General features: G+C 62.4%; 26 protein-coding genes. 12 read left to right on the top strand and 14 right to left on the bottom strand.

Going from position 1 to position 24,414, the window contains the following annotated elements; all coding sequences use genetic code 11:
* Window positions 1-28 precede the first annotated feature (28 nt).
* Genes ACW9IB_RS10760 through ACW9IB_RS10750 form a run of 3 tightly spaced genes read left to right on the top strand, consistent with a single transcriptional unit; the run spans window position 29 to window position 3,627 of the window.
* On the top strand, window positions 29-1,348 hold the full coding sequence (locus ACW9IB_RS10760) for an MFS transporter (protein WP_457413578.1): 1,320 nt from the start codon (window positions 29-31) through the stop codon (window positions 1,346-1,348).
* A 13-nt stretch (window positions 1,349-1,361) separates the two neighbouring features.
* Window positions 1,362-2,591: a Zn-dependent hydrolase gene (locus tag ACW9IB_RS10755; RefSeq protein ID WP_457413576.1), complete on the top strand. Its 1,230-nt coding sequence runs from the start codon at window positions 1,362-1,364 to the stop codon at window positions 2,589-2,591.
* Window positions 2,592-2,601: 10 nt separating this feature from the next.
* Window positions 2,602-3,627, top strand: a complete 1,026-nt coding sequence (locus tag ACW9IB_RS10750) for a histone deacetylase family protein (RefSeq protein ID WP_457413574.1) — start codon at window positions 2,602-2,604, stop codon at window positions 3,625-3,627.
* Between the two features lie 92 nt (window positions 3,628-3,719).
* Here ACW9IB_RS10750 and ACW9IB_RS10745 read toward each other — a convergent pair whose 3' ends face one another.
* The 4 genes from ACW9IB_RS10745 to ACW9IB_RS10730 form a co-directional block, all read right to left on the bottom strand.
* Window positions 3,720-3,932 carry a cold-shock protein gene (locus tag ACW9IB_RS10745; RefSeq protein ID WP_457413573.1) on the bottom strand — a complete coding sequence of 71 codons (213 nt, stop codon included), beginning with the start codon at window positions 3,930-3,932 and terminating at the stop codon, window positions 3,720-3,722.
* A gap of 128 nt (window positions 3,933-4,060) precedes the next feature.
* Window positions 4,061-4,903: a hypothetical protein gene (locus tag ACW9IB_RS10740; RefSeq protein ID WP_457413572.1), complete on the bottom strand. Its 843-nt coding sequence runs from the start codon at window positions 4,901-4,903 to the stop codon at window positions 4,061-4,063.
* Window positions 4,904-4,978: 75 nt separating this feature from the next.
* Complete coding sequence (locus ACW9IB_RS10735; protein WP_457413570.1) at window positions 4,979-5,296, bottom strand: type II toxin-antitoxin system RelE/ParE family toxin; 318 nt, start codon at window positions 5,294-5,296, stop codon at window positions 4,979-4,981.
* Complete coding sequence (locus tag ACW9IB_RS10730) at window positions 5,293-5,574, bottom strand: ribbon-helix-helix domain-containing protein (RefSeq protein ID WP_457413569.1); 282 nt, start codon at window positions 5,572-5,574, stop codon at window positions 5,293-5,295. The genes ACW9IB_RS10735 and ACW9IB_RS10730 overlap by 4 nt, the downstream gene beginning before the upstream one ends.
* A gap of 343 nt (window positions 5,575-5,917) precedes the next feature.
* Between ACW9IB_RS10730 and ACW9IB_RS10725 the strand changes: the two genes are divergently transcribed.
* Window positions 5,918-6,820 (top strand): LysR family transcriptional regulator, encoded by a 903-nt coding sequence (locus ACW9IB_RS10725; RefSeq protein ID WP_457364748.1) that lies wholly within the window; start codon window positions 5,918-5,920, stop codon window positions 6,818-6,820.
* On the opposite strand, the gene ACW9IB_RS10720 is transcribed toward ACW9IB_RS10725, so the two are convergent.
* Window positions 6,812-7,570 (bottom strand): substrate-binding domain-containing protein, encoded by a 759-nt coding sequence (locus ACW9IB_RS10720; RefSeq protein WP_457413568.1) that lies wholly within the window; start codon window positions 7,568-7,570, stop codon window positions 6,812-6,814. The two genes, ACW9IB_RS10725 and ACW9IB_RS10720, sit on opposite strands and share 9 nt — an antisense overlap.
* Window positions 7,570-8,874 (bottom strand): tricarballylate/proton symporter TcuC, encoded by a 1,305-nt coding sequence (gene tcuC / locus ACW9IB_RS10715; protein WP_457364661.1) that lies wholly within the window; start codon window positions 8,872-8,874, stop codon window positions 7,570-7,572. Before tcuC ends, ACW9IB_RS10720 begins: the two co-directional genes overlap by 1 nt.
* 198 nt (window positions 8,875-9,072) lie before the next feature.
* Here tcuC and ACW9IB_RS10710 point away from each other — a divergent pair, with 198 nt between their 5' ends.
* Window positions 9,073-9,219, top strand: a complete 147-nt coding sequence (locus ACW9IB_RS10710; protein ID WP_457413567.1) for a hypothetical protein — start codon at window positions 9,073-9,075, stop codon at window positions 9,217-9,219.
* Window positions 9,220-9,224: 5 nt separating this feature from the next.
* Here ACW9IB_RS10710 and ACW9IB_RS10705 read toward each other — a convergent pair whose 3' ends face one another.
* On the bottom strand, window positions 9,225-9,473 hold the full coding sequence (locus tag ACW9IB_RS10705) for a hypothetical protein (RefSeq protein ID WP_457413566.1): 249 nt from the start codon (window positions 9,471-9,473) through the stop codon (window positions 9,225-9,227).
* A gap of 60 nt (window positions 9,474-9,533) precedes the next feature.
* Here ACW9IB_RS10705 and ACW9IB_RS10700 point away from each other — a divergent pair, with 60 nt between their 5' ends.
* Together ACW9IB_RS10700 and ACW9IB_RS10695 are read left to right on the top strand one after the other, a co-directional pair.
* Window positions 9,534-10,457, top strand: a complete 924-nt coding sequence (locus ACW9IB_RS10700; RefSeq protein ID WP_457364658.1) for a LysR substrate-binding domain-containing protein — start codon at window positions 9,534-9,536, stop codon at window positions 10,455-10,457.
* 55 nt (window positions 10,458-10,512) lie between these two features.
* Window positions 10,513-10,875 carry a 5-carboxymethyl-2-hydroxymuconate Delta-isomerase gene (locus ACW9IB_RS10695; RefSeq protein ID WP_457364657.1) on the top strand — a complete coding sequence of 121 codons (363 nt, stop codon included), beginning with the start codon at window positions 10,513-10,515 and terminating at the stop codon, window positions 10,873-10,875.
* A 3-nt stretch (window positions 10,876-10,878) separates the two neighbouring features.
* On the opposite strand, the gene ACW9IB_RS10690 is transcribed toward ACW9IB_RS10695, so the two are convergent.
* The 4 genes from ACW9IB_RS10690 to ACW9IB_RS10675 all read right to left on the bottom strand — a co-directional run bounded on the left by ACW9IB_RS10690 (window position 10,879) and on the right by ACW9IB_RS10675 (window position 16,311).
* Complete coding sequence (locus ACW9IB_RS10690) at window positions 10,879-11,814, bottom strand: LysR family transcriptional regulator (RefSeq protein ID WP_457413564.1); 936 nt, start codon at window positions 11,812-11,814, stop codon at window positions 10,879-10,881.
* A gap of 137 nt (window positions 11,815-11,951) precedes the next feature.
* A complete protein-coding gene (locus ACW9IB_RS10685; protein ID WP_457364655.1) occupies window positions 11,952-13,139 on the bottom strand; it encodes a cyanate transporter in 1,188 nt (395 codons plus the stop codon).
* 107 nt (window positions 13,140-13,246) lie between these two features.
* Window positions 13,247-14,689, bottom strand: a complete 1,443-nt coding sequence (locus tag ACW9IB_RS10680) for an aldehyde dehydrogenase family protein (RefSeq protein ID WP_457413563.1) — start codon at window positions 14,687-14,689, stop codon at window positions 13,247-13,249.
* The gene (locus tag ACW9IB_RS10675; RefSeq protein ID WP_457413562.1) at window positions 14,686-16,311 is read right to left on the bottom strand and encodes a 5-guanidino-2-oxopentanoate decarboxylase; all 1,626 of its coding nucleotides are present in this window, start codon (window positions 16,309-16,311) and stop codon (window positions 14,686-14,688) included. Before ACW9IB_RS10675 ends, ACW9IB_RS10680 begins: the two co-directional genes overlap by 4 nt.
* 110 nt (window positions 16,312-16,421) lie before the next feature.
* Between ACW9IB_RS10675 and ACW9IB_RS10670 the strand changes: the two genes are divergently transcribed.
* Entirely contained in the window at window positions 16,422-17,300 is an 879-nt protein-coding gene (locus ACW9IB_RS10670; RefSeq protein ID WP_457413561.1) for a LysR substrate-binding domain-containing protein, read from the top strand.
* Between the two features lie 113 nt (window positions 17,301-17,413).
* Here the strand turns inward: ACW9IB_RS10670 and ACW9IB_RS10665 are convergent, their stop codons facing one another.
* A complete protein-coding gene (locus tag ACW9IB_RS10665; protein ID WP_457413560.1) occupies window positions 17,414-18,028 on the bottom strand; it encodes an NAD(P)-dependent oxidoreductase in 615 nt (204 codons plus the stop codon).
* A 34-nt stretch (window positions 18,029-18,062) separates the two neighbouring features.
* On the bottom strand, window positions 18,063-18,929 hold the full coding sequence (locus ACW9IB_RS10660) for an MBL fold metallo-hydrolase (protein ID WP_457413558.1): 867 nt from the start codon (window positions 18,927-18,929) through the stop codon (window positions 18,063-18,065).
* 107 nt (window positions 18,930-19,036) lie between these two features.
* On the opposite strand from ACW9IB_RS10660, the gene ACW9IB_RS10655 reads away from it, so the two are divergent.
* Both ACW9IB_RS10655 and ACW9IB_RS10650 read left to right on the top strand, forming a co-directional pair.
* Window positions 19,037-19,942, top strand: coding sequence for a LysR family transcriptional regulator (locus ACW9IB_RS10655; RefSeq protein ID WP_457413557.1), 906 nt, complete (start codon window positions 19,037-19,039; stop codon window positions 19,940-19,942).
* A 100-nt stretch (window positions 19,943-20,042) separates the two neighbouring features.
* Window positions 20,043-20,219, top strand: coding sequence for a hypothetical protein (locus ACW9IB_RS10650; protein WP_457364648.1), 177 nt, complete (start codon window positions 20,043-20,045; stop codon window positions 20,217-20,219).
* On the opposite strand, the gene ACW9IB_RS10645 is transcribed toward ACW9IB_RS10650, so the two are convergent.
* The gene (locus ACW9IB_RS10645) at window positions 20,212-21,099 is read right to left on the bottom strand and encodes a helix-turn-helix domain-containing protein (protein ID WP_457364647.1); all 888 of its coding nucleotides are present in this window, start codon (window positions 21,097-21,099) and stop codon (window positions 20,212-20,214) included. The genes ACW9IB_RS10650 and ACW9IB_RS10645 overlap by 8 nt on opposite strands.
* 188 nt (window positions 21,100-21,287) lie before the next feature.
* On the opposite strand from ACW9IB_RS10645, the gene pobA reads away from it, so the two are divergent.
* Together pobA and ACW9IB_RS10635 are read left to right on the top strand one after the other, a co-directional pair.
* Window positions 21,288-22,472, top strand: a complete 1,185-nt coding sequence (pobA, locus tag ACW9IB_RS10640; RefSeq protein ID WP_457413639.1) for a 4-hydroxybenzoate 3-monooxygenase — start codon at window positions 21,288-21,290, stop codon at window positions 22,470-22,472.
* A gap of 74 nt (window positions 22,473-22,546) precedes the next feature.
* Window positions 22,547-24,064 carry an MDR family MFS transporter gene (locus ACW9IB_RS10635; protein WP_457364646.1) on the top strand — a complete coding sequence of 506 codons (1,518 nt, stop codon included), beginning with the start codon at window positions 22,547-22,549 and terminating at the stop codon, window positions 24,062-24,064.
* The last annotated feature ends 350 nt before the right edge of the window (window positions 24,065-24,414 follow it).

The following is a 24,414-nucleotide window of genomic DNA, read 5'->3' as shown; positions in this document are numbered from 1 at the left end:
CAGAAAAATAACCAAAGGAGCCCGTCCCATGAAGCCTTCCGCTTCGCCCCAGCCACGCCGTGCTGCGGCCGCCGCCTTTATCGGCACCATGATCGAGTGGTACGACTTTTACATCTACGCCACCGCCGCCGCGCTGGTGTTCGGCCAACTGTTTTTCCCGTCCGAAGACAAACTGTTCAGCACCATGGCTGCCTTCGGCACCTTTGCCGTAGGGTTCTTCGCTCGGCCGTTGGGCGGCATTGTGTTCGGGCATATCGGCGACCGTATTGGTCGCAAGAAGTCCCTGGTAATCACCCTGGTCATGATGGGAGTGGTCACGGTGTGCATCGGCCTGTTGCCGACCTATGCGCAAATCGGCATGGCCGCGCCGGTGCTGTTGATCTTGCTGCGCGTGGTGCAAGGCATCGCGGTCGGCGGAGAGTGGGGTGGGGCGGTGTTGATGGCCGGTGAGCATGCGCCGAAGGGGCGCCGCAACTTCTTTGCCTCATTCGCCCAGTTGGGCAGCCCGGCGGGTTTGATCCTGTCGCTGCTGGCGTTCAGCGCGGTAACCCGTTTGCCCGAAGACGACTTGCTGTCGTGGGGCTGGCGCGTGCCGTTTCTTGCCAGCGCGTTGTTGTTGATCGTCGGCCTGGCGATTCGCCTGGGCGTGAATGAATCGCCGGAGTTCCTCGAAGACCAGGCCTTGGCGGAAAAAGCCCGTGCGATCAAGCAGGACCAGGCCCCGGTGATCGAGGTGCTGCGCAGCGCCTGGCGTCCACTGTTGCTGTGCATCGGCGCCAACACCCTGGGCATCGCCGGTGTGTATTTCACCAACACCTTCATGATTGCCTACAGCACCCAGCAACTGGGCCTGCCGCGTTCGCTGATTCTGGAGTGTCTGTTCTTCGTGGCCATTATCCAGTTCTGCGTCCAGCCCCTGGCGGCGTGGGTGGCGGAGAAGGTCGGCGCCACACGCTTTCTGTGCGCGATGACGCTGCTGGCCATGGCCTCGCCTTATCCGATGTTCGTGCTGGTCAGCAGCGGCCAGGCGCCCTTGATCATCCTCGGCATCGCCTTGGCGGTGGTGTGCATGGCGTCGTTTTACGCAGTGATCGCGGGCTTTGTCAGCGGGCTGTTTGAAACCCGCGTGCGTTACACCGCGATCTCCCTGGCCTATCAGGTGTGCGGTGCGCTGGCCGGGGGTCTGACGCCGTTGATCGGCACCTGGCTGGCCCATGAATATCAGGGCCAGTGGTGGCCAATGGCAGTGTTTTACAGCTTGATCGCGACGGTCTCGCTGGTGTGTGTACTGGCGTTGTCGCGCCGCCACGCCACTGCCCATCGTCACGAAATGGCCCACAGTGTTTGAAGGAGAGTGAGTGATGTTGAAGATCAATGGCGAGCGCCTGTGGGCAAGCCTGATGGCCATGGCCGAGATCGGTGCCACAGCGCGCGGCGGCAGTTGCCGCCTGGCGTTGAGCGCGCAAGACCAGGCCGGACGCGAACTGTTCAGCCACTGGTGTAACGCCGCCGGGCTGACCCTGAGCGTGGACGCCATCGGCAACCTGTTTGCCCGCCGGGCCGGCACCGAGCCTGATGCAGCCCCTGTGATGATGGGCAGCCACCTCGACACTCAGCCCGAAGGCGGGCGTTTCGACGGTGTCTACGGTGTGCTGGCTGGTCTGGAAGTGATCCGCAGCCTCAATGATCACGGGATCCGCACGCGAAAGCCGCTGGAAATCGCGGTCTGGACCAACGAAGAAGGCGCTCGTTTTACTCCGGCCATGCTCGGTTCGGCGGTATTCACCGGTACCCTGGCGCTGGACAAGGCGCTGGCCACAGCGGACGTCGACGGCATCAGCGTTGGCCAGGCGCTGCAGGCCACGGGCTACAACGGTTTACGCCCATTGGGTGGTACGGTGGATGCTTACTTCGAAGCCCATATCGAACAGGGTCCGATCCTGGAAGACAACGCCAAGAGCATCGGCGTGGTCACCGGTGGCCAGGCGATTCGCTGGCTCGACGTGCGGGTCGATGGCATGGCGGCCCATGCTGGCACCACACCGATGCCGCTGCGCAAGGATGCCTTGTACGGCGCCGCGCAGATGATCCAGGCGGTGGAACAGCTGGCGACGGATTTTGCCCCGGAGGGCCTGACCACCGTGGGCGAGTTGAGCATCGCCAAATCCTCGCGCAACACCATTCCCGGATTGCTGAGTTTCACGATCGATCTGCGCCACCATCGCGACGCTGAGATCGACGCCATGGAGCAACAGGTACGCCAGCGGTTGCAGGCTATCGCCGAACACCGTGGCCTGAGCGTGACGGTTAGCCCGCACTGGATCAGCCCGGCTACACCCTTCGACGCCGAATGCGTTGCCTGTGTGCAGGACGCGGTGGATACGCTGGGCTACAGCCAGCAACGCATCGTCAGCGGTGCCGGCCACGATGCGATTCACCTGGCCCGCTATTGCCCCACCGCGATGGTCTTCATTCCGTGCGTGGGCGGCTTGAGTCACAACGAAGCCGAAGATGTATTGCCCGAGGACGTACGTCAGGGCACCGATGTGTTGCTCAACGCGGTATTGAAGCGCGCCGGTCAGGTTCAGTAAGGAGAGTGTCATGCGTACGTTTTTCCACCCCGAACAACTGCTGCATCATCCGCGCAGCTATTACTCCCGTGGCCAGATGCGCACGCCCCAGGAAGTCCCCGAGCGTGCCCGTAACCTCTTGCAGGCTGCGCAAAACCTGGGGTTCGAGATTCTTCAACCGCTGGATCATGGCCTCGACCCGCTGTTGGCGGTACACGGTGCGGCCTATCTGACCTTCCTCCAGGAAGCGCACGCGCGCTGGAAGGAAATCCCCGAAGACTGGGGCGATGAAGTCATGTCCAATATTTTCGTGCGCGAGCCCAATGCGCTGCGCGGCATTCTCGCCCAAGCCGCGCGTTACCTGGCGGATGGCAGTTGTCCGGTCGGCGAGCTGACCTGGCGCTCTGCCTATTGGTCGGCCCAGAGTGCCGTCGCCGCCGCCCGGGATATTCTCGATGGCGCACCGGCTGCCTATGCCCTGTGCCGCCCGCCGGGTCACCACGCTCGTTTCGATGCGGCAGGTGGTTTCTGCTACATCAACAACGCCGCCGTCGCGGCGCAGGTTCTACGCGAAGGTTTCCAGCGGGTGGCCGTGCTCGACACCGATATGCATCACGGCCAGGGTATCCAGGAAATTTTCTACGAGCGCGACGATGTGCTGTACGTGTCGATCCATGGCGACCCCACCAACTTCTACCCTGGCGTTGCCGGCTTTGCCGATGAGCGGGGAAGCGCCGCCGGTGAAGGCTTCAACCTGAACTTGCCGATGCCTCACGGTGCAAGCGAAGCAGTGTTCTTCGAACAACTGGAGCGCGCGTTGGCGGCGGTGAAGAATTTTTCGGCGCAGGTGCTGGTGTTGTCTTTGGGTTTCGATATCTACGAGCTGGATCCGCAAAGCAAGGTAGCGGTGACGCGCGAAGGGTTTGCCCGCCTGGGTGAGCGGATCCGCGAGCTTGGCTTGCCCTGTGTGATCGTACAGGAGGGCGGTTATCACCTCGAAACGCTGGACAGCAACGCCCAAGCGTTTTTCAGCCACCCGCAGGCGTGGGTCAAATAAGGCTGCTCGGCGCAACTTGACGGTACGTGAACTTGTAAAAGCCTGCTGGTCCGGATGTTCGGCAGGCTTTTACACTGTGGATGACACGCTCCTCAGGTCACCACCTGTACCTTGTCGGCCTGCTGGCCTTTTTGGCCCTGCACCGCTTCAAACGTGACCTTCTGTCCTTCTTTCAATGTCTTGAATCCACTGCCTTCGATCGCCCTGAAATGGACGAACAGGTCAGCCCCATTCTCCGGTGTGATGAAGCCGTAGCCCTTCTCGTCGTTGAACCACTTCACCGTGCCGTTTTGTCTCTCGCTCATTCTTCGTATCCTCGAAACCCTTGTATCCCGCTGCACGCCGACGAATTGCCGGATGCGGTCACTTTAATGAAAGTCTCGAAGCTTCGACTCGTCAACGCGTCGGGAGACCAGCGGTAGGCCGACATTCATCAGGGCTGTTCCGAGGAACGCAGTTCCAGCACTCGGTCCCGGCCGCCTTCGGCCAACAGGTAGCTCCCCCGGCCCGTGGGGACAATCGACTGTGGCGCTTTGAGGAACGAAAGAATCGTCTGTTGGTGCCCCTGTTTATCGATGAGCAGCAAGCGCGCGCGGTGTGTGGCGTCTTCGTTGACCCATAAGCCACGTTCATCGCACATCAGAAACGTCGGCTGATTCAACCCGCTCAGCACCACAGGATCGTGACCGTCGTCGGTGAGTTCGCGCACCACGCCTTTTTTCTTCTCGGTGTAGAGCATGCGGCCATCCGTGCAGCGCACGATGGACTCGCCTTCCTCCAGGCGGTCGCGCAGCACGCTCAGGGACTGGTCACTCCAGCGATAACGCAGGATCCGGCCTTCATCCCGGCGGTCTTCGATGGCGTACAGATCATCGCCTTCATCCCACAGGCCCTGCACGTTTTCGCCGCGAAACAGCTCAGTGACCTTGCCGTCCTTGAGAAAGCTGACGGGCGCTCCACCGGACTCCTGGCTGAATACCCAACCACCCCGGGTCGCGAACATGCCATCGGGCTTGGAAAGGTTGCCCACCACCACTTCGCGTGTGCCGTCGAGGTGCAGGCGCACGATGCTGCCTTTGGCGTCATCGAGTTCCTGGCTGACCATCAATGAGCCATCCGGCAACGGCATCAGCGAGGCGACCTTGGGTACGTCGCGATGCACCACCTGCACACTCCAGCCGGCGGCAGCGCTGACCGGGTAGAAGCTCTGCCAGGCGAAAAAGCCGAGGCAGGCGATGCACAGCAGGCTGACGCCCCACAGTGCTCGCCTCAGCATGCGAAAGCCTTGCATTTTTCTGGTTGTTTTCGTCATTGATTACTCTGGTCCGGCTGTGGGGATGCAAGTGCGAAGCTAGCGCGCATCGTCGTGCAACAGTGTCGTGTAATCACGCCCGCCATGAAACACTCCCAGGATCGACACCGTCTGGGTGTGGGTGTCAACTCGGAACGCGATGACCGTGGCGTGTCGAAAATGAGTGACGCGCAGCCCGGGTAGCAGGTCATCGCGACAGGTGCCGCGTAGAGGGAACAGGGAAAGGCTTTCGCAGTAGTCGATGAGGTGGTCGATAAAGCGCGTCGCTACGTGAGGGGAACCGTTTTCGCTGATGTAGTCTTCAAGTGCATCAAGCTGTGCCAGGGCCTCGGGCGAAAAGATGACCGCGTAGCTCACGGCCTGGAAATGCCTTTTCGCTTACGTTTGGCCATCATGTGTTCGCGTACCTGTTCGGTGGTGAGTGCCCGAGCGGGGTTAGTCTCAAGGGCGACTGCGGAGGGGATCACCTCGTCGTGCAGCCATTGCTCCATGGCGCGATCACGGGCCAGCAACACCCGTAGGCCATCGCGTATGACTTCACTTTCGCTGGCGTATTCGCCGGCAGCGACCCTGGCCTTGACCATGGCAGCCATTTCCACAGGCAGGGTAATGCTCATTTGTTGGGTTGAGCGCATCGAGAGGTCCGCCGAGAGTGGGTAGGATTCAATCCTACTCGACCACTGGCGTGATGCAAGGAGCAACTGGTCGATACCGATGTCCGGTGTTTCGTCGTCAGCCCAAAAAGGGCTTGAGTGCTGGCAGGTTTCCATGAGCGGCAATGACTCTGTGTGGTCGGGTGAAGCTGGAAGTATTGTTCCTTTCCAAAAAATGCGTAGCGCCGGCCAGCGAATAAGTCCCTGATAAGTATGACTTCATATGTGTAGCAGGGTTATTCGACACTACCGGCGCCGCCACGCATGGCGCCGGCCCGCACGCCATATGATAATGCCCATCCCCTCGACCAACCTGGCCATCGCCGTGATCATCAACTTCGACCTCAACGACCTCCAGGCTTTTCGCGCCGTGGTAGACAAGGGCAGTTTTCGCGGCGCCGCCGAAGCCATCCGGATTTCGCAGCCGGCCCTCAGCCGGCGTATCGAAAAGCTTGAGTCCGCCCTCGATGTGAAGTTGTTCGAGCGCACCACGCGGCGGGTCAGCCTGACCATGGTGGGCCGCGCCTTCCTGCCGCAGGTCGAGCGCATGCTCGATGACCTGGATGTCGCGCTGATGGGCATCAGCAACGTCGCCTCGACGCGCATGGGCAATGTCACCATCGCCTGCGTGCCGTCCACGGCGTATTACTTCATGCCCCACGTGATTTCCGAATTCCACAAGCTCTATCCGAAAATTCGCCTGCGGGTGTTGGACGCCAGCGCTGGCGAGGTGTGCAACGCGGTGGAGAGTGGCGAGGCCGATTTCGGCGTCAGCTTCAGCGGCAGCCTGGCCGATGAGGTGGAGTTCGAGTTGCTGTTGCAAGAGCGCTACGTGCTTGCCTGTCGCCGTGATCACCCGTTGGCCGAGCGTGAGAGCGTGAGCTGGGCCGAAGCCTACGAGCATGACTACATCACCGTGGACAAAACCTCAGGCAACCGCTTCCTGCTGGACCAGGCCCTGCGCGGCGTGCGGGTGAAAAAGCCGAGTATCTGCGAGACGCACCACGTGACCACCATGATCGGGCTGGTGGAGGCGGGGCTGGGCGTGGCGATGGTGCCGTCGATTGCCATGCCGGCGGGAGAGCACCCGATTCTGGTCAGCGTGCCGCTGGTGGAACCGCAGGTCATGCGCAATGTGGGCTTGATCAAACGCCGCGGGCGGACACTGCCGCCGGCGGCGCTGGAGTTGGAACGATTGGTGCGGGAAATGCCGTTCCGGTCAGCGTGAAACCGAATCCAGGCCGGTGGATTGCACCACGGGTTGCGCCTCGGGGGAGGCCAGGTAGTGCAGCAGCGCCCTGGCCTGTTCCGGGTGTTCGGCATTCACCGGAATACCTGCCGCAAAACGCGTTACCGATTGCACGTCCTCGGGAATCTTGCCCACATAGGTCACGCCCGGCACCGGCAGCAATTCCGCCACCTGTTGCAAGCCCACTTCGTAATCCCCCTTGGCGACCTGTTCGGCCACCGGGAGGCGTTCGATCATGGTGCCCTTGGCGGGCATGCCGAGTTTTTTGAACAGCTCTTTCTCGACATACACGCCGCTGGCGCTGTCGGAGTACGCCACGGACTTTGCCTGGCTCAGCACGGCCTTGAGTTCGGCGTCGGTGCCGATGGCCGGCTTGGCGGCGCCTTGCTTGACCACCAGGCCGATACGCGAATCCGCCAGTTCCACGCGGGACGCCTTGTCGACCTTGCCCTGCTTGATCAAGTCATCCAGGGCATAGCCGACCATGATCACCACATCGGCGTGCTCGCCCCGGGCGAGACGGTTGGGAATCGCTTCCGGCGCCTTGCCCATCGACGGGCCGAGGATCGTGTCCAGTGTGTCGCCACTCTGTTTGGCGTATTGCGGGCCCAGCAGCTTGTAGGCAGCGGTGAAGCCGCCCGAGGTCATCACCTTGAGTTGCTCGGCCTGGGCCGTCAGCGCCAGAGCGCCGAGGGCCAGGGCCGTCAGGGCCTTGAGCAGAGGTTTCATCACGCGGCCCCCTGCATTGCCTGCCCACGGTTGCTGGCGCGGCGGTACAGCGCAAGGGTCGCGCACAGCGCGCAGGCGGCGGCGAACATCATCCAGTAGGCCGGCGAAGCCTTGTCTTCGGTCACGTGGATGAACCAGGTGGAGATGGCCGGGGTGAAGCCGCCGAAGATCGCGGTCGCCAGGCTGTAGGCCAGCGAGAAACCCGCCACGCGCACTTCCACCGGCATGATTTCGGTGAGGGCCGGAATCATTGCGCCGTTGTACATGCCGTACAGGAACGAGAACCACAGCAGGGTTTCCAGCATGTGGCCGAAGCTCGGCGCATTCACCACGTACGACAGCGCCGGGTAAGCGGTGATGACCGTCAGAGCAGTCATCACCAGCAACACCGGCTTGCGGCCAAAGCGGTCACTCAGGGTGCCGCCGATCGGCAGCCAGACGAAGTTCGACAGGGCCACCAGCAAGGTCACCAGCAGGGCGTCGGAGGTGCTCAATTGCAGCACGGTCTTGCCAAAGGTGGGTGCGTACACGGTGATCAGGTAGAACGCGGTGGTGGTCATGGCCACCATCAACATGCCGCCGATCACCACGCCCCAGTTCTTGGCCAGAGTGGCCAGCACTTCACGCATGGTCGGGCGATGCTTGCGGCTGGCGAACTCTTCGGTTTCCTGCAGGTTGCGACGCAGGATGAAAATGAACGGGATGATCACGCAGCCAATGGCGAACGGAATGCGCCAGCCCCAATCGGCTACCACCGCCGGTGCCATCCATACGTTCAGGCCGTAACCCAGTGCGGCGGCCACCACGATGGAAATCTGTTGGCTGCCCGATTGCCAGGCAGTGTAGAAGCCTTTGCGACCCGGAGTGGCCATTTCAGCCAGGTAGACCGAGACGCCGCCCAGTTCCGCACCGGCCGAGAACCCTTGCAACAGACGACCCAGCAGCACCAGCAGCGGGGCCCACAGGCCGATGGTCTGATAACCGGGAACCAACACGATCAACAGCGTACCGCTGGCCATGATCGACAGGGTCACGATCAACCCTTTGCGACGACCGACGTCATCGATATAGGCGCCCAGAATAATCGCGCCCAGTGGGCGCATCAGGAAGCCTGCACCGAACACGGCGAAGGTCATCATTAATGACGCAAACTCATTGGCGGCAGGAAAGAACGCGGCAGCGATGTAGGTGGCGTAGAAACCGAACAGAAAGAAGTCGAACTGTTCGAGGAAGTTGCCCGAAGTAACGCGGAATACCGCACCAACTTTCGAGCGGGCAGAGTCGGGCCGGGAAGGGCTAGTCATGGTTTTGTGTCTCCAGCGTTCTTTTTGAAGTGCTTGTTTCGCTTAAGACCTTCGATAGTGGCTGACACATTTAGAAATGTTAAGTGAGTTATTTGGAAGTATTGATGCGTACAGGCTATCAATCGTTCGGGCCGTCCAAAATACAGGCCCTGTTCTATGCTTGAACCTGTGACCCATTCTTACGGACAGGAGGTGGCAATGGCTGATGAACGCAAGCGCGAGGGCGAGCCGGAGCGTGAGCAACCCCGGCATCGTCATGAAGAGGAAAAACCGCAGACCTGGAAGCATCCGGACGACGGTACGGAGCTTTCCGAGAGGGACCAGGAACGCCCGCTGAAGCCATGAATGTTTCAGGAGACTAATAACGAAACAGGAAAGCCCGACGCTAACACCAGAAAGGCCACCACCGCCGCCAGGCACAACCCGACGAACACCCGCAACAACGTGCGGGCGGTGGGGTGGGCGACAAACCGGATAACCCAGAGACAGAACCCCGCCACGAGAGTGGCCAGGGCGAGAATGACCAGCACGGTGGTGTTCCTGCGACCTTCGAGAGCTGATTTATAGTCCCAAAGCCGCGCGATGAACAGTGCGCACATAGACGCGGTCCCACCGGCTTTCTAAACTGCGGCTTGTTCTTGGGGAAGGGGCAGGCGCCGATGAATCGCAACGAATTACGCAAGGCCGACATCAACCTGATGGTGGTCTTCGAAGCACTGATGCTCGAACGCAACGTCACGCGGGTCGCGGAAAAACTGTTCCTCGGCCAACCCACCATCAGCTCGGCCCTCAACCGCTTGCGTACCCTGTTCAACGACCCCCTGTTCATCCGCGTCGGCCATCGCATGGAGCCTACCGCGCGGGCCGAAGAGATTATCCAGCACCTGTCGCCCGCCCTGGATTCGCTGTCCTCGGCCTTGAGCCTGACCCACGATTTCGACCCGTCCATCAGCACCATGACCTTCCGCATCGGCCTGTCCGACGATGTCGAGTTCGGCCTGCTGCCGCCCTTGTTGCGCAGCTTGCGCCGGGAAGCGCCGCAAGTGGTGTTCGTGGTACAGCATGTGGATTACTGGCGCATCCCCGACCTGCTTGCTTCCGGTGATATCACCGTGGGTATCACCCAGACCCGCGGCCTGCCGGCCAATGCCAAGCGCAAGTTGCTGCGCCATATCCATCCGCGAATCCTGCGGGCCGATGCCTCGGACACCCCGTTGACCCTGGATGAATATTGCTCGCGGCCCCATGTGCTGGTGTCCCACACCGCCAACGTGGCCGGGTTTGCCGATGAGTGGCTGGCGGAAATCGGTCGCAAGCGCCATGTGGTGCTGTCGGTGCCGCAATACAGCGCTTTGCCGGCGCTGCTGGCCGGTACCGACCTGATCGCCAGCCTGCCGGACTACACCGCCGAAGCCATGGCACTGTCGGGCAGCCTGTTCTGTGAGCCGTTCCCCTTCCAGACGCCGACCCTGGACCTGTCCATGGTCTGGCTCAGCCATGTGGACACCGATCCCGCCGAACGCTGGGTGCGTTCGCGGCTGGAGGCGTTCATGAGTGATCGCGACTTGGCGAACAAGGTCTGAGGTTTCTTTCCGTGGTATATGTACGCGCTTTCCCACGTAAGCCTCGGAGAATCCCATGCCGCACCTGCACCTGGAATACACCGCCAACCTGACGCAACTGGACACCGACAAGGCCCTGTTGCGTTTGAACCACGCGCTGGTGGCGTCTGGTCAGTTCGGCGCCGAGTTCGATATCAAGAGCCGTTCGGTGAAGGTCGAAAGCTTTCGCGTGGGCACGGGCCTGAACCTCCGTGGGTTCGTTGCGGTTCGCCTGGCCTTGCTCAGTGGACGCTCGCCGCAGGTCAAGAAACAACTGTCGGAAAGCCTGCTGGCCGTGTTGCAGGACCTGGGCCCGTGGCCGGAGGGCATGCAAGTCCAATTGAGCGTGGAACTGCTGGACATCGACCGTGATTCCTACAGCAAGGTCGCCGTCGGCTAAGGGCTACAACAACCCCTGATCGGCACACACCTTCACCACTTGTTCGCGAAACCAGGCGTTGGCGCTGTCCTGCCCGCTGGATTCATTCCACTGCATATCCAGGGTGAAGCCCGGCAGCCCATTGGGCGCCTCGCAATGGCCGAACACCGGCTCCGGCGCCAGCAACCTCTGCACGCGGCGGGGCAGGGTGACGATAAAGTCGGTGCCGGTAATCATCTTTAGCGCCGCACTGTAGCTGTTGGCGCGGGCGATGATCTGGCGCTTGTGCGCCTGGCGCGCCAGCCAGCCGTCGATCATGTTGGTGTCGGATGTCCACGGCGTGGGGAACACATGGCGCCGTTCCACGAAGGATTGCAGGCTGAACGCCGGCTCCCGGGGCGCTGCGCGCTTATCGAACACGCACACCAGATCATCCTCCAGCAGCATCCGGGTCTTGAAGTCTTTATGGGCGCGGTGAAAGTGCGGGCCGAAGCAGATCACCAGGTCGAGGCGGCCTTCGCGCAAGTCGTCGGCGGGGATGTCGGTTTCCAGCTTTTGCACATTGACGATTACCGGCAGGTCGGCGCGGTCAAAGTTCTTCAGCAGGCGTGGCAGGATCAACTGCTCGAAGTATTCCGGCGCGCACACATTGAAGGTCACCGCCGTGCGGGTCGGGTCGAACGCCGGGCCACCGGCATGGCACAGGTTGATGCTTTCGAGGATCTTCTGCACGTGGCCATACATGGTGGTGGCCTTGTCGGTCGGCCGCATGCCCGCCCGGGTATTGATAAACAGCTCATCTTCAAAACTGGTGCGCAGCTTCTTGAGGCTGTAGCTCACGGTGGACTGGCTGACAAACAGCGTTTCAGACACGTCGGTAACGCTGCTCTGGTCGTAGACGGCGATAAACACCATCAAGTCCTGCATATCCAGCTTTCTGAGCAAGTTACTGTTTAGCATCGGTTCCGTCCGTCAACGCTTTGTACCGAACTCAGTACAAGCCAGCGCAAAAGCTTAACGGAACGGGCGTGCCAATAGAAAGCGCCGTAGGGCGTTTCTATGTGTGACGTGGGACAAATAATGTTTGCAACACGACGTCAGCGGATGTGCCGTGGGTAATGCGCTGGATTGAAGCGCGTGACGATCAACAGCATCACGACGATCACCGCTGTCAGCGACCACCAGGCGCCTTCGAAACTGCCGGAGCGGTCGCGAATCATCCCCGCGATCAACGGCGAAAGGCCCGCAATCAGGTAGCCGATGCCTTGCACGAAAGCGGTGAGACCACCGGCACGACGCGGGTTGTCCAGATGATCGAGCGACAGGATCAGGCTCATCGGGAACAACCCGCCAATACCCAGGCCCAGCAGGCACGTCCACACCAGGCTCAGGTGCAAAGGGCTCATGATCAGCCCGCAGAACCCGAGAATGATCAGCACCAGCAGTACCGCCACCACCCCGCGTTTATCCCGGCGGCGGTTGGCAAGGGCCGGTGTGACCAGGCCGGACACTACCTCCATGGCCGTCAGAAAACCCAGCAACAGGCCGGCCTGTTGCTCGCTGTAGCCGTGCTCTACGTAGTACGGCGCCAGCCACGCAAGCACGCAGGTGTAGGACGCCGTACCCAGGCCAAAGAAGATCGCCAGCAACCAGGCGCGGGCGTTGCCGAAAAAGCTTTCCTGAGGGCCGGATTCAGCCTGAGGTAGGGGCGGCAAAGCCGAACGTTGTGCCAGCCAGAACACCAGGGCCAGCACTGCCAGCACCGTCCAGATGGCCAGGCCGATGCGCCAGCTGCCGGTCTGCGCCTGCACGAACGGGGCAAACCCGGCGGCCAGCGCCGCGCCGCCCATGATTGCGGTGACGTACAAGCCCATGAACAGTGAAACGTTGTCGCTGAACCGCGACTTGATCAGCGCCGGCATCAACGCCTGGATCAGCGCGATGCCCACCCCGGCGGCGATGGCGCTGACGATCAACTCCAGCGCCGACCCCAGGAACAGCCGTGACAGCGTGGCCACACCGATCACCAGCAGTGACGCGACAATGCTGCGATGCTCGCCCAAGCGCTTGGCCAGGCCCATGCCGAAAAACATCGCCAGGCCCATGGCCATGACCGGCAGCATGGTCAGCAGGGCGGCGCTGCTGAAACTCAACGGCACATCGCCACGAATCGATGACAACAACGGACCGACGGCGGCCATCGACGGGCGCAGATTGAGTGCGACCAGCACGACGCTGATCATCAGCCAGACGGCGGTGACGGGTTTTGCGTGAACGTTTTCCATGGGCGGGCCTTGAAGGATCAAGGGCGAATCAGGCCACGCCGGGGGAAGGGGGGCAAACGAGAAAATCGCAGGGGCCATCTAAAAATTGCAGCGGCTCATGTACCTCATCAGACCGCCCGCACCACGTGCTTGATCTCCTGAAACGCCGCCAGCCCCCACGGCCCCAGTTCACGGCCAATGCTGCTCTGCTTGTAACCGCCCCACGCGGTCTGCGGGAAGATCACTTGCGGTGCATTGATCCACACCAACCCGGCCTGCAGGGCGTTGGCCACACGTTCGCTGGTTTGCGCATGGCGGCTGACCACGCTGGCCACCAGGCCGAAGTCGCTGTCGTTGGCCAGGGCGATGGCTTCTTCCTCCGTGGCAAAACGGCGGACGCACAGCACCGGGCCGAAGATTTCTTCGTTCCACAGTGCGCTGTCCAGCGGCACATCGATAAATACCGTCGGGCGGATGAAAAAGCCTTTCTCCAGCTGCGCCGGGCGCTCGCCGCCGCACAACAGGCGTGCGCCATCAGCGATGCCACGCTGGATATGCCCGAGCACGCGCTCATACTGCGCGCGGTTGATCAATGCGCCCATTTCGACGTCGTCAGCAAACGGCTCAGCGACGCGAATGCCTTCAGCCCGCGCCTGCAAACGCTCAAGAAATTCATCCGCCAGGCTGTCAGCCACCAGCACACGACTGGTGGCCGAACAGATTTGCCCGGCGTTGAAAAAACCGCCGCCGCAGGCCAGTTCAACGGCCAGGTCGAGGTCGGCATCGGCCAGTACCAGCAAAGAGGACTTGCCACCCAATTCCAGGCTCACACCCTTGACGGTTTCGGCGGCGCGCTGCATCACTTGCACACCCACCGCATTGCTGCCGGTGAACGAAATCTTCGCCACGCGAGGGTCCGCCGCCAACGGGGCGCCCACCGCCAGGCCCGTGCCGCAGACCAGGTTGAACACACCCGCCGGCAGCCCGGCTGCGTTGATGATGTGCGCCAATTGCAACTCTGCCAGCGGCGTCACCTCCGATGGCTTGAGCACCACGCAGCAGCCGGCGGCCAATGCCGGGGCGAGCTTCCAGGCGGTGGTCACCATCGGGAAATTCCACGGCACGATCAGCCCCACCACGCCGCAGGGTTCGCGGCGCAGGCGCGCACTGAATGCGTCGCTGGGCAAGGCCACTGCAGCGTCCTGGCCGTCGTCCATGGCCTCGGCGACACCGGCGTAATAGTCGAACGTGGCGATCACGTCATCTACATCGATACCCGCTTCGAACAACGGCTTGCCGTTGTTGCTCGCCTGCACGTGCATCAGCTGTTCGCGTTGCTCACGCACGCCTTGGGCGATCTTGCGCAGCAGCGCGCCACGATCACGGCCGGTGCTTTTCGACCAGTCGATAAATGCCGCGCTGGCGGCGTCGACTGCCTGGGTCACGGCGTTCGCATCGCCGACGCTGACCTGGGCCAGCGGGGCCTCGGTGGCCGGGTTGATCACGTCCAGTACGGCATGGCCCACGCGCCACTCGCGGCCGATGTACACACCGTTCAACACTGCGTTCATACCGCCACCTCCTTCATCCAATGTCCCTGCTTGATTTCAATCAGCGTCGGCCCCTGGCGATCAGCCGCGGCGCGCAGGGCGCTGCGCAGTTGCGCGAGGCCCTGGATGCTTTCGGCGGCGCAGCCCAGGGCCTTGGCCGCGCCGATGAAGTCCGGTGTGTAGATGTCTACACCCACCGGCTCGATGGCGCGGTTGACCATGTATTTCTTGATCTCTTCATACCCGTGGTTATTCCACAGCAGCACGATGACCGGGGTTCGCGCCTCCACGGCGCTGGCCAGTTCCGGCAGGGTGAATTGCAAGCCGCCATCGCCGATCAGGCAGACCACCGGTTGCCCGTCGCCACGCCCCAGCCAGGCGCCGATGGCGGCAGGCAACGCGTAGCCCAGGGTGCCGTAGCCAGTGGAGGAGTTGAACCAGCGACGCGGATGGTCGAGGTTCAACGTGAGGTTGCCGCTGTAAACCGGCTGGGTGGAGTCACCCACCAGTACGGCGTTGGGCAGTTCTTGCAGGACGGTATGAAGGAACAGGGTTTGCGCACGGGTGGCGGCGTCCCATGACGGAGCCAGTTCGGCCCACAGCCGCGCCACACGCTGGACACCCCAGTCGGCGTTGCGTGGTGCCAGTGGCTTGTTGCCCAGCTCGGTCAGCAAGGCTGCGCTTGCGATCTGCGCATCGGCGACCAGGGCGATATGCGGTGCGTAGTTGCGCACGGTCTGGTCCGGGTCGATATCGATGCGCAGCAGCGCGCCGGGAATCTCGAAACCGCCGGCGAACGTCACGTCGTAGTCGGTTTCCGCCAGTTCGGTGCCGATGGCCAGCACCACATCCGCTTCGGCCACCAGCGCGCGGGTGGCGACCAGGGTCTGGGTCGAGCCGATCAACAGCGGGTGCGCGGCGGGCAGCATGCCCTTGGCGTTGATGGTCAGTGCCACCGGCGCGCCGAGGGTTTCGGCCAGGCGGGTCAGCTCGGGCGCGGCATCGATGGCGCCACCGCCGGCCAGGATCAGCGGGCGCCTGGCCGCCGCGAGCAACTGGCCCATCTGCTTGACCGCCGCGGGCGCCGCCCCGGCGCGTGTCACGCTGACCGGCTCGCTGCCGAGCAGGGCGTCGGCGTTTTCCACCAGTACATCCAGCGGGATCTCGATATGCACCGGGCGCGGCCGCCCGGCCTGGAACAAGGCAAACGCCCGTGCCAGTACGCCGGGCAGTTCTGCGGCTGACATCAAGGTGTGCGAGAACGCGGCCACGCCGGCCATCATCGCGCCCTGGTTCGGCAGTTCGTGCAGCTTGCCGCGCCCACCGCCCAACTGGCTGCGTGACTGCACGCTGGAGATCACCAGCATCGGGATCGAATCGGCATAGGCCTGGCCCATGGCGGTGGTGATGTTGGTCATGCCAGGGCCGGTGATGATGAAACATACCCCGGGTTTGCCGCTGGTGCGCGCGTAGCCGTCGGCCATGAAGCCGGCGCCCTGTTCGTGACGCGGGGTGACATGACGGATGCTGGAACGGGCCAGGCCACGATACAGTTCCACGGTGTGTACGCCGGGGATACCAAACACCTGGTCCACGCCGTAGCCTTCCAGCAGGTTGACCAACACTTCGCCGCAGGTCGCCATAAAGGTCGCTCTTGTTATGGGTTCGAGGCGGTATTGGACCGGCTGCCCCGTAGCGGCAACAATCGATAAAAAGTCATACTAGCCATGTCCTCACGTCATGGCTTAGCCCGATGAAACGCCTGCCTCCCTTGCCTGCGCTGCATACTTTCTGGGTCACGGCCCAGTGCTGCAACTTCACCCATGCCGCCGAGCGCCTGCATATCACCCAGGGTGCCGTGAGCCGGCAGATTGCCGGGCTGGAAAGCCATTTGGGCTACGCCTTGTTCCAGCGTCAGGCACGTGGCTTGAGCCTGACCGAAGAGGGGCGCGAATGGTCTTTGCGTGCGCAACAGGTGTTTGGCCTGATCGGTGATGCGGTGGAGCAGATCGGCAGCCGTCGCGCCACCTTGCAGCTCAAGGCCTCCACCTGCGTGATGCGCTGGCTGTTGCCGCGCCTGATGCAGTGGCAGAAGGAGCGCCCGGATGTGCCGGTCGAGCTGACCACCACGGTGGCCTACACGGTGGACTTTCGCCGGGAGCAATTCGACGCGGCGGTGATCTATGCGCCCATCGCCGAGCAATCGGCCGAGGCGCGGCACTTGTTCGATGAACAACTGACCCCGGTTTGCGCGCCGGCGCTGCTGGGCGCCCTGCACACACCTGCGGACCTGCAGCAACAGGTATTGCTGCACCCCACGCGCGACGAGCGAGACTGGGCGCTATGGCTGGCGGCGGCGAACACGCGCTTGAGCAACCTGGCCCAGGGGCATCATTTCGAGACGCTCGACCTGGCGATGACCGTGGCGTCCCAAGGCTCCGGCGTGGCGATGGGCGACAGTGCACTGATCGGCGAGGACGTGAAGGCCGGGCGCCTGGTGATGCCGTTTGGACTGCGGGTGCCGACGGGGATGGGTTATTACCTGGTGTATCCGCCGGGCTCCAAGCCTTCGGCGGGGCTGGAAGCGTTGATGGCGTGGTTGGTCGACCAGGCGCAATGTGCAGGTCAGTGAAAGACAAGCGATGGGAGCAATCAATGTGGGGCTGATTGTGGTGAGCGGGCTTGTCCCGCGCTGGGCTGCGAAGCAGCCCCTCACGAGAGCAAGCCCGTTTCAGGCGGGCTGGATCAGTAGCCCACCGTGAAACGCTGGCGCGAATGCTTCGGTGCTTCCACTTCATCGATCAACGCAATCGCGTAGTCGGCAAAGCTGATCCAGCTGCGACCTTCACCGCTTACCAGCAAATCATCCTGGCCCAGGCGGAATGTGCCGGTGCGCGCAGTTTCGGTGAATTCCGCCGACGGTGAGAGGAAGCTCCAGTCCAGCTCTTTTTCTTCACGCAGCACCGCGAGAAACGCCGCTCCCGCACTGGCTTCGGCCCGGTATTCCTCGGGGAAGCCTTCGCTGTCGATCACACGACCGCCGCCCGGCAACAGCAGCGAACCGGCACCGCCCACCACCAGCAGGCGTTTCACGCCGGCTTTTTTCACCGGGCCGATCACGGACTCGGGCGGCACGGTCGCAAAGTGCGCGGCGCTGATCACCACGTCGCTGCCGCTGATCGCCTGTTGCAGCTCGCCGGTATTCAAGGCGTCGGCTTGCTTGACGGTAACGCCCGGCTTTGCCGCGATGGACTCGACGTGACGTGCGATAGCCACCACGCTGTGCCCGCGGCGCAGTGCTTCTTCCAGCAGTTCGCGACCGGCACGGCCTGTCGCCCCAATGATTGCAATCTTGCTCATGACGTTCTCCAGTACGGTTAAGGTGTAAGACGTTTCACCACTTCATTTCGCCCTTGGCGACTTTGGCGCTCAGCTCCAGCGAGCTTTCGTCGGCCAGGTTCGGGTAACGCTTGTTCATCGCCGCGATGAGCGCGGTGGCGTCCTTGGCCTTGGCGGTTTCGGTGTCGAAGGCCTTGATGTAGTCGGCGGTGAAACCGACTGAGGTTGGCGACGGCGTGCCCAGGAAGTGCCCCGGGATCACTGTGCGCGGGTTCAGTTGCCGGATGCGCGCCAGGGTATCCAGCCAGTCTGTGTGGGACTGTGCGCTTTGGGTGTCGGCCATCCACACGTGGATGCCCTGGGCGACCACTACGCCACCGACCACGGCCTTGATCGACGGGATCCATACGAAGCTGCGGTCCGGCTGCGCGCCGTCCAGGCCGATCACCTCCAGCGTCTGGCCTTCAAGGTTCAGGCGGTGGCCTTCCAGCACGTGGGGCACGAGGGTTTTCGCCGGTTTGTCGGCGCCCATTTTCGGGCCCCAGAACTCCAGCTTGGCGGCCACGGTGGCATTGATGTGATCGACCACCGGCTTGGGCGCCAGCACCTTGGCCTCGGGAAAGGCTGCGGTCAGGGTGTCGAGGCCGAAGTAGTAGTCCGGGTCGCCATGGCTGATATAGATGGTGGTCAGGTGCTTGCCGCTGGCGCGGATTTTCTGCACCACTTGCTCGGTCTGGCTTTTGCCGAATTGCGCGTCCACCAGGATCGCGTCCCTGGCGCCGCTGACCAGCACCGAAGTGACCGGGAAGATCGCGGCTTCGCCAGGGTTGTAGACGTCGAGGGTCAGGTCCGCCGCGGCGGCATGGGCGGCGAACGCCAGGGCGGCGGTGGCCAGGGTCAAGCGTTTGAAGGTGGACAACATCGGGCAGCTCCATCCATCGGTTCAAAGGATGGACAGAGCTTAGTTGCACCAAACCCAACTAAAAATGCGATGCTGGAACATAGTTTGTTTCTAAAATCGGGCAAATCATGGACCGTCTTCAAGCAATGCGCGTGTTTGTCACGGTGGTGGACCTGGGTAGCCAGTCCGCCGCCGCCGACCATCTGGACCTGTCGCGTCCGGTGATTTCACGCTACCTGGCCGAGCTGGAAGACTGGGTTGGCGCGCGCCTGCTGCACCGCACTACGCGCAAGCTGAGCCTCACGGCGGCGGGCAGCGAAACCTTGCCGCGTTGCCGGCAACTGCTGGAGCTGTGCAGTGACATGCAGGCCGCCGTCAGCGAACCCGATGAAGCGCCTCGGGGCCTGCTGCGCCTGAGCGTCAGTACCTCGTTCGGCCAGGCCCAGTTGGCCGGCGCCATTGCCGACTACGTCAAGCGTTATCCGCTGGTGACCGTCGACCTGCAAATGCTCGACCGCACCGTCAACCTGGTGGATGAGCGTATCGACCTGGCCATCCGCACCAGCACCGAGCTGGACCCCAATCTGATCGCTCGGCGCCTGACGGTCTGCCGTTCCGTGGTATGTGCCTCGCCGGCGTATCTGCGGGAACATCCGGCGCCGCAGAGCGTACAAGACCTGACGCAGCACAACTGCCTGACCCATTCCTATTTCGGCCGCAGCCTGTGGCATTTCGAGGAGGGCGGTGAGCCGGTGTCGGTGCCGGTGCTCGGTACGATCACGGCCAATGAGGCCAGCACCCTGTTGCACGTGACCCTGGCCGGGGCAGGGGTGGCGATGCTGCCCAGTTACCAGGCGGGAGATTACATTCGTCGCGGGGAACTGGTGCGCCTGTTGCCCGAGGCCGAACCCCGGCAGATGAACATCTATGCGGTGTATGCATCGCGCAAACACATGCCCCAGGCCCTGCGCAGCCTGCTGGATTTTTTGGTGCTGCGCTTTCCCGACGAGCCGGCGTGGGATATCGGTCTCTGAGCCGACATAAACTGATTGAATGTCGTCCAATAATGGCAACTCGCCCTGGCTGGCCTATGCTTTAAACAGCACCGTGTAGATCCGCTCAGAGGTCTTCGCCATGGGCATCAAAACCAGAAAGTACCTGATGATTTTCACCCTCTGCGCCTTGGCCAGTGCGCTGTATGGCACTGCGGCCTACCGCGTGGAGCAGACCCGCATGCAGCCGACCTTTGCGATCAGCTGTCATCAGGATCACTGCGTTCCGCACACCGGCAGTTTCAGCGCGCTCAGGTAGTCGCCTGTTCCGCTTTCAACTGTTCGCGAAAGGCTTTGGGTGAGAACCCGACGCGTCGGCGGAACAGCCGCGAGAAGTTGGTCGGGTCGGAAAACCCCAGCACTTCCGACATCTCGTTGATGGTCATGCTGGTGTAGGTCAGCAGGCGCTTGGCTTCCAGCAATTGGCGGTCATGCATGATCTGCAACGCGGGCTGCCCGCCCAACTCCCGACACGTACCGTTCAGGTGGGACACCGAGATCCCCAGTTTATGGGCCAGGTCTTCGATCTTCGGGTGCTCGCGATAATGCTGTTCGACCAACTGAGTGAAGCGCTTGAAATACTCGCGCCCACGCGGCGCGCGCGGGTGCCGGCGCTGGATGGCCTGGCGGCTGATCCATACCAGCAGCACGCTGACCAGGGCGTGCATCATCATGTCTCGCGCCGGTTGTTCATCGGCGTATTCGGCCTGCAAACGGGCGAACTGGCTGTTGAGGTAGTCACTGTCCTTGCCCGCCGGGTAGCTGCCCAGCGCTTGCAGGCCGTCCACCGTGGTGCCCAACTGCGCCTGCAAATGGCTGACCAGCGGCGCGGACAACGTCACCACATAGCCTTCGACGTCTTCGGAAAAACGAAAGCCGTGCACGCACAACGGCGGCAGGACTTGCAGCGAGGCTTCGTTCAGGGTGGTGCGCTGGCCTTCGATTTCCAGCTGGGCCTGACCCTTGTGCACGTACAGTAGCTGGCACAGATCCGCGTGCCGGTGGGGTTGGATTTCCCACTGGTATTCCCGGCTGCGTCGGGAAATGGTTTCGCAGTGCAACAAATCCGGGGTGGGCCATTGCTGGTTTTCCCCGTACAGCTTGAAGACCGGAATCGCGGAACTGGCAGTTTTGGTCATGGTTTCAATCCGATACTCAGGATAGTGGTTCGGTAATCGCCCCGATTGGCGAAAAGCGCAGGCTTTGTCTCAGTTTTCACCTTCTTATGCCGGCCACTCAAGTGAAAAATGCCAGCAACCAGATCAATGACAACTCTTTCACCCAATCCGTTCGGTGAAGCTTGCGGGCCATAAAAATAATGAAAACGCTGAAAACCCAAGTCGCCATCATTGGCGCCGGTCCTTCCGGACTGCTGCTCGGTCAGTTGTTGCACAACGCCGGTATCCAGACGCTGATCCTCGAACGCCAGAGCGCCGACCATGTGCAGGGCCGTATCCGTGCCGGTGTGCTGGAACAGGGCATGGTCGACCTGCTGCGCGAGGCCGGCGTCAGCCAGCGCATGGACACCGAAGGGCTGGTGCACCACGGCTTCGAGCTGGCGTTGAATGGCCAGCGCATCCACATCGACCTCAAAGGCCTGACCGGCGGCCAGTCCGTCATGATTTACGGCCAGACCGAAGTCACCCGCGACCTGATGGCCGCCCGCGCCGCTGCTGGCATCACCACGTTTTATCAAGCGTCCAGGGTGCAGCCCCATGACCTGAAGAGCGATCAGCCCTGGCTGACCTTCGAACACCAGGGCGAAGCGTTCCGCCTGGAGTGCGATTACATCGCCGGGTGCGACGGCTTTCACGGCGTGGCGCGTCAGTCGATTCCAAGCGAAGCGCTGCAAGTATTCGAACGGGTCTACCCCTTTGGCTGGCTCGGTCTGCTCGCGGACACGCCGCCGGTGCACGACGAGCTGGTATACGCGCGACACCCGCGCGGGTTTGCCCTCTGCAGCATGCGTTCGCCGACCCGCAGCCGCTATTACCTGCAAGTGCCGGTCGAAGAAGCGCTGGATGAGTGGACCGACCAGCGTTTCTGGGACGAACTGAAAACCCGCCTGCCCGAGGAACTGGCTGCCGGGCTGGTCACCGGGCCTTCAATCGAAAAAAGCATCGCGCCCCTGCGCAGCTTCGTGGTGGAACCGATGCAGTACGGGCGTCTGTTCCTGCTGGGGGATGCCGCGCATATCGTGCCGCCCACCGGGGCCAAGGGCCTGAACCTGGCGGCGAGTGATGTGAGTACGCTGTACCGGATCCTGCTCAAGGTGTATCGCGAGGGGCGGGTGGAATTGTTGGAAAAATACTCGTCGATCTGCCTGCGACGCGTGTGGAAGGCCGAACGGTTTTCCTGGTGGATGACCTCGATGCTGCATCGCTTTCCTGAGGCGGATGGTTTTAGCCAGCGGATTGCCGAGAGCGAGCTGGATTACTTCGTCCACTCGCAGGCGGGTCGCAAAACCATTGCAGAAAATTACGTCGGGCTTCCTTACGAGGCTATCGAGTAGCCAGCTATCGAGTAAGATAGCGAGCATTCCCGCGGGCCTTTCCTTTCCCGCGGGCTCTGCTCGAAGGTTCTGCCGTGACCAACCTCAATCAGCCTGCCCAGCCTCTTCCCGCCGTACGCAGCGTGCTTGCTGCCCTGATGATGGCCATTTTCCTGGGGGCCCTGGACCAGACCATCGTCGCCGTGTCCATGCCCGCCATCTCCGCGCAATTCCATGACGTCAACCTGCTGGCCTGGGTGATCTCCGGCTATATGGTGGCGATGACGGTGGCGGTGCCGATCTACGGCAAGCTCGGCGACCTGTACGGACGGCGCCCGATGATGCTCATCGGCCTGGGCGTGTTCACCCTGGCGTCGCTGTTCTGCGGCCTGGCGCAAAGCATGGAACAACTGGTACTGGCGCGGGTCCTCCAGGGCATCGGGGCCGGCGGCATGGTCTCGGTGAGCCAGGCGATCATCGGCGACATCATCCCGCCTCGCGAGCGCGGGCGTTACCAGGGCTATTTCAGCAGCATGTACGCGGTGGCGAGCGTGGCCGGTCCTGTTCTGGGCGGTTACATGACCGAATACCTGTCCTGGCGCTGGGTGTTCCTGATCAACCTGCCGCTGGGCGCCGGTGCCTGGTATGTGGCCCATCGCACCCTGGTAGGGCTGCCGATGCCGCAACGCAAGCCGATCATCGATTACCTCGGCACGGTGCTGATGATCATCGGTTTGACCGCGTTGCTGCTGGGCATTACCGAAATCGGCCAGGGCCATGCCTGGCGCGATGATGAGGTGCTGGGTTTGCTGGCGTGTGCGCTGGTGGCCCTGAGTGTGTTTGTGTGGCACGAACGTCGTGCCCGCGAGCCGTTGCTGCCGATGCACCTGTTCGCCAACCGCAGTGCGGTGTTGTGCTGGTGCACGATTTTCTTCACCAGCTTCCAGGCGATTTCCCTGACCGTGCTGATGCCCCTGCGCTTTCAGACCGTGACCGGGGCGGGGGCCGACAGCGCCGCCTTGCACCTGTTGCCTTTGGCGATGGGCCTGCCGATCGGCGCGTATACCGCCGGGCGCCTGACCTCCGTGACCGGGCGTTATAAACCGATGATTCTCGGCGGAGCGCTGCTGAGCCCGCTGGCGATTGTCGGCATGGCCTTCAGTGCTCCGCAGGACGTGTGGCTGACCGGCGTGTTCATGCTGTTGTGCGGGATCGCCGCCGGCATGCAGTTTCCGACCTCGCTGGTGGGTTCGCAGAATTCGGTGGAGCAACGTGATATCGGTGTGGCCACCAGCACCACCAACCTGTTTCGGTCGTTGGGCGGGGCAGTGGGGGTGGCGTGCATGTCGGCGTTGTTGCTGGCGCTGTTGCAGGACTCCAGTTTTGCCCACCTGGCCGGGGATTCGCTGATGGTCGAGGGCGGCTCTGGCAATGTGCTGCTCGATGGCCTCAACGCTGCACCGGGACCGGCCCGGGATGCCCTGCGGGGGGAGTTGGCGGTGACGTTTCGACATTTGTTGTGGGTGAGTGCGGGGGTGTCTTTGCTGGGGTTGGCGGCGGCGGTTGCCATGCCCAATCGGGTGTTGCGGGGGCGTGAGGATAAGGTGCGCTGAGTGGGGGCATATCCGTTATTTGGGTGATGGCTGATATTGGTTCCGCCCTTACGGCGGGTCACTTTTGGAAAAGCCCCAAAAGTAACCAAAAGGGCTCTTGCCCCAACACTCGGCACCTCGCTCAGGCTCGGTGTACCCGTAATCCGACGGAAATTCGGGGGGCCGCCGCCACGCGCCATCCATGGCGCGGGGCGGCTAAACCGGCGTCCTGCCGGTTTACCCCCCAAATTCCCGTCAGATTCCGGCCAACGTGTTTGATGGGGCGCTTAAGATCAAAATCAAAAGCCAGAGCCGATTGATATCTGCCTGATATAGAAGATCCAAATTGTGGGAGCGGGCTTGCTCGCGAA

Source organism: Pseudomonas sp. SDO524_S393 (assembly GCF_054071875.1).
The sequence above is the reverse complement of the archived record's forward strand: the minus strand, read 5'-3'. Positions and strand labels throughout refer to the sequence as shown.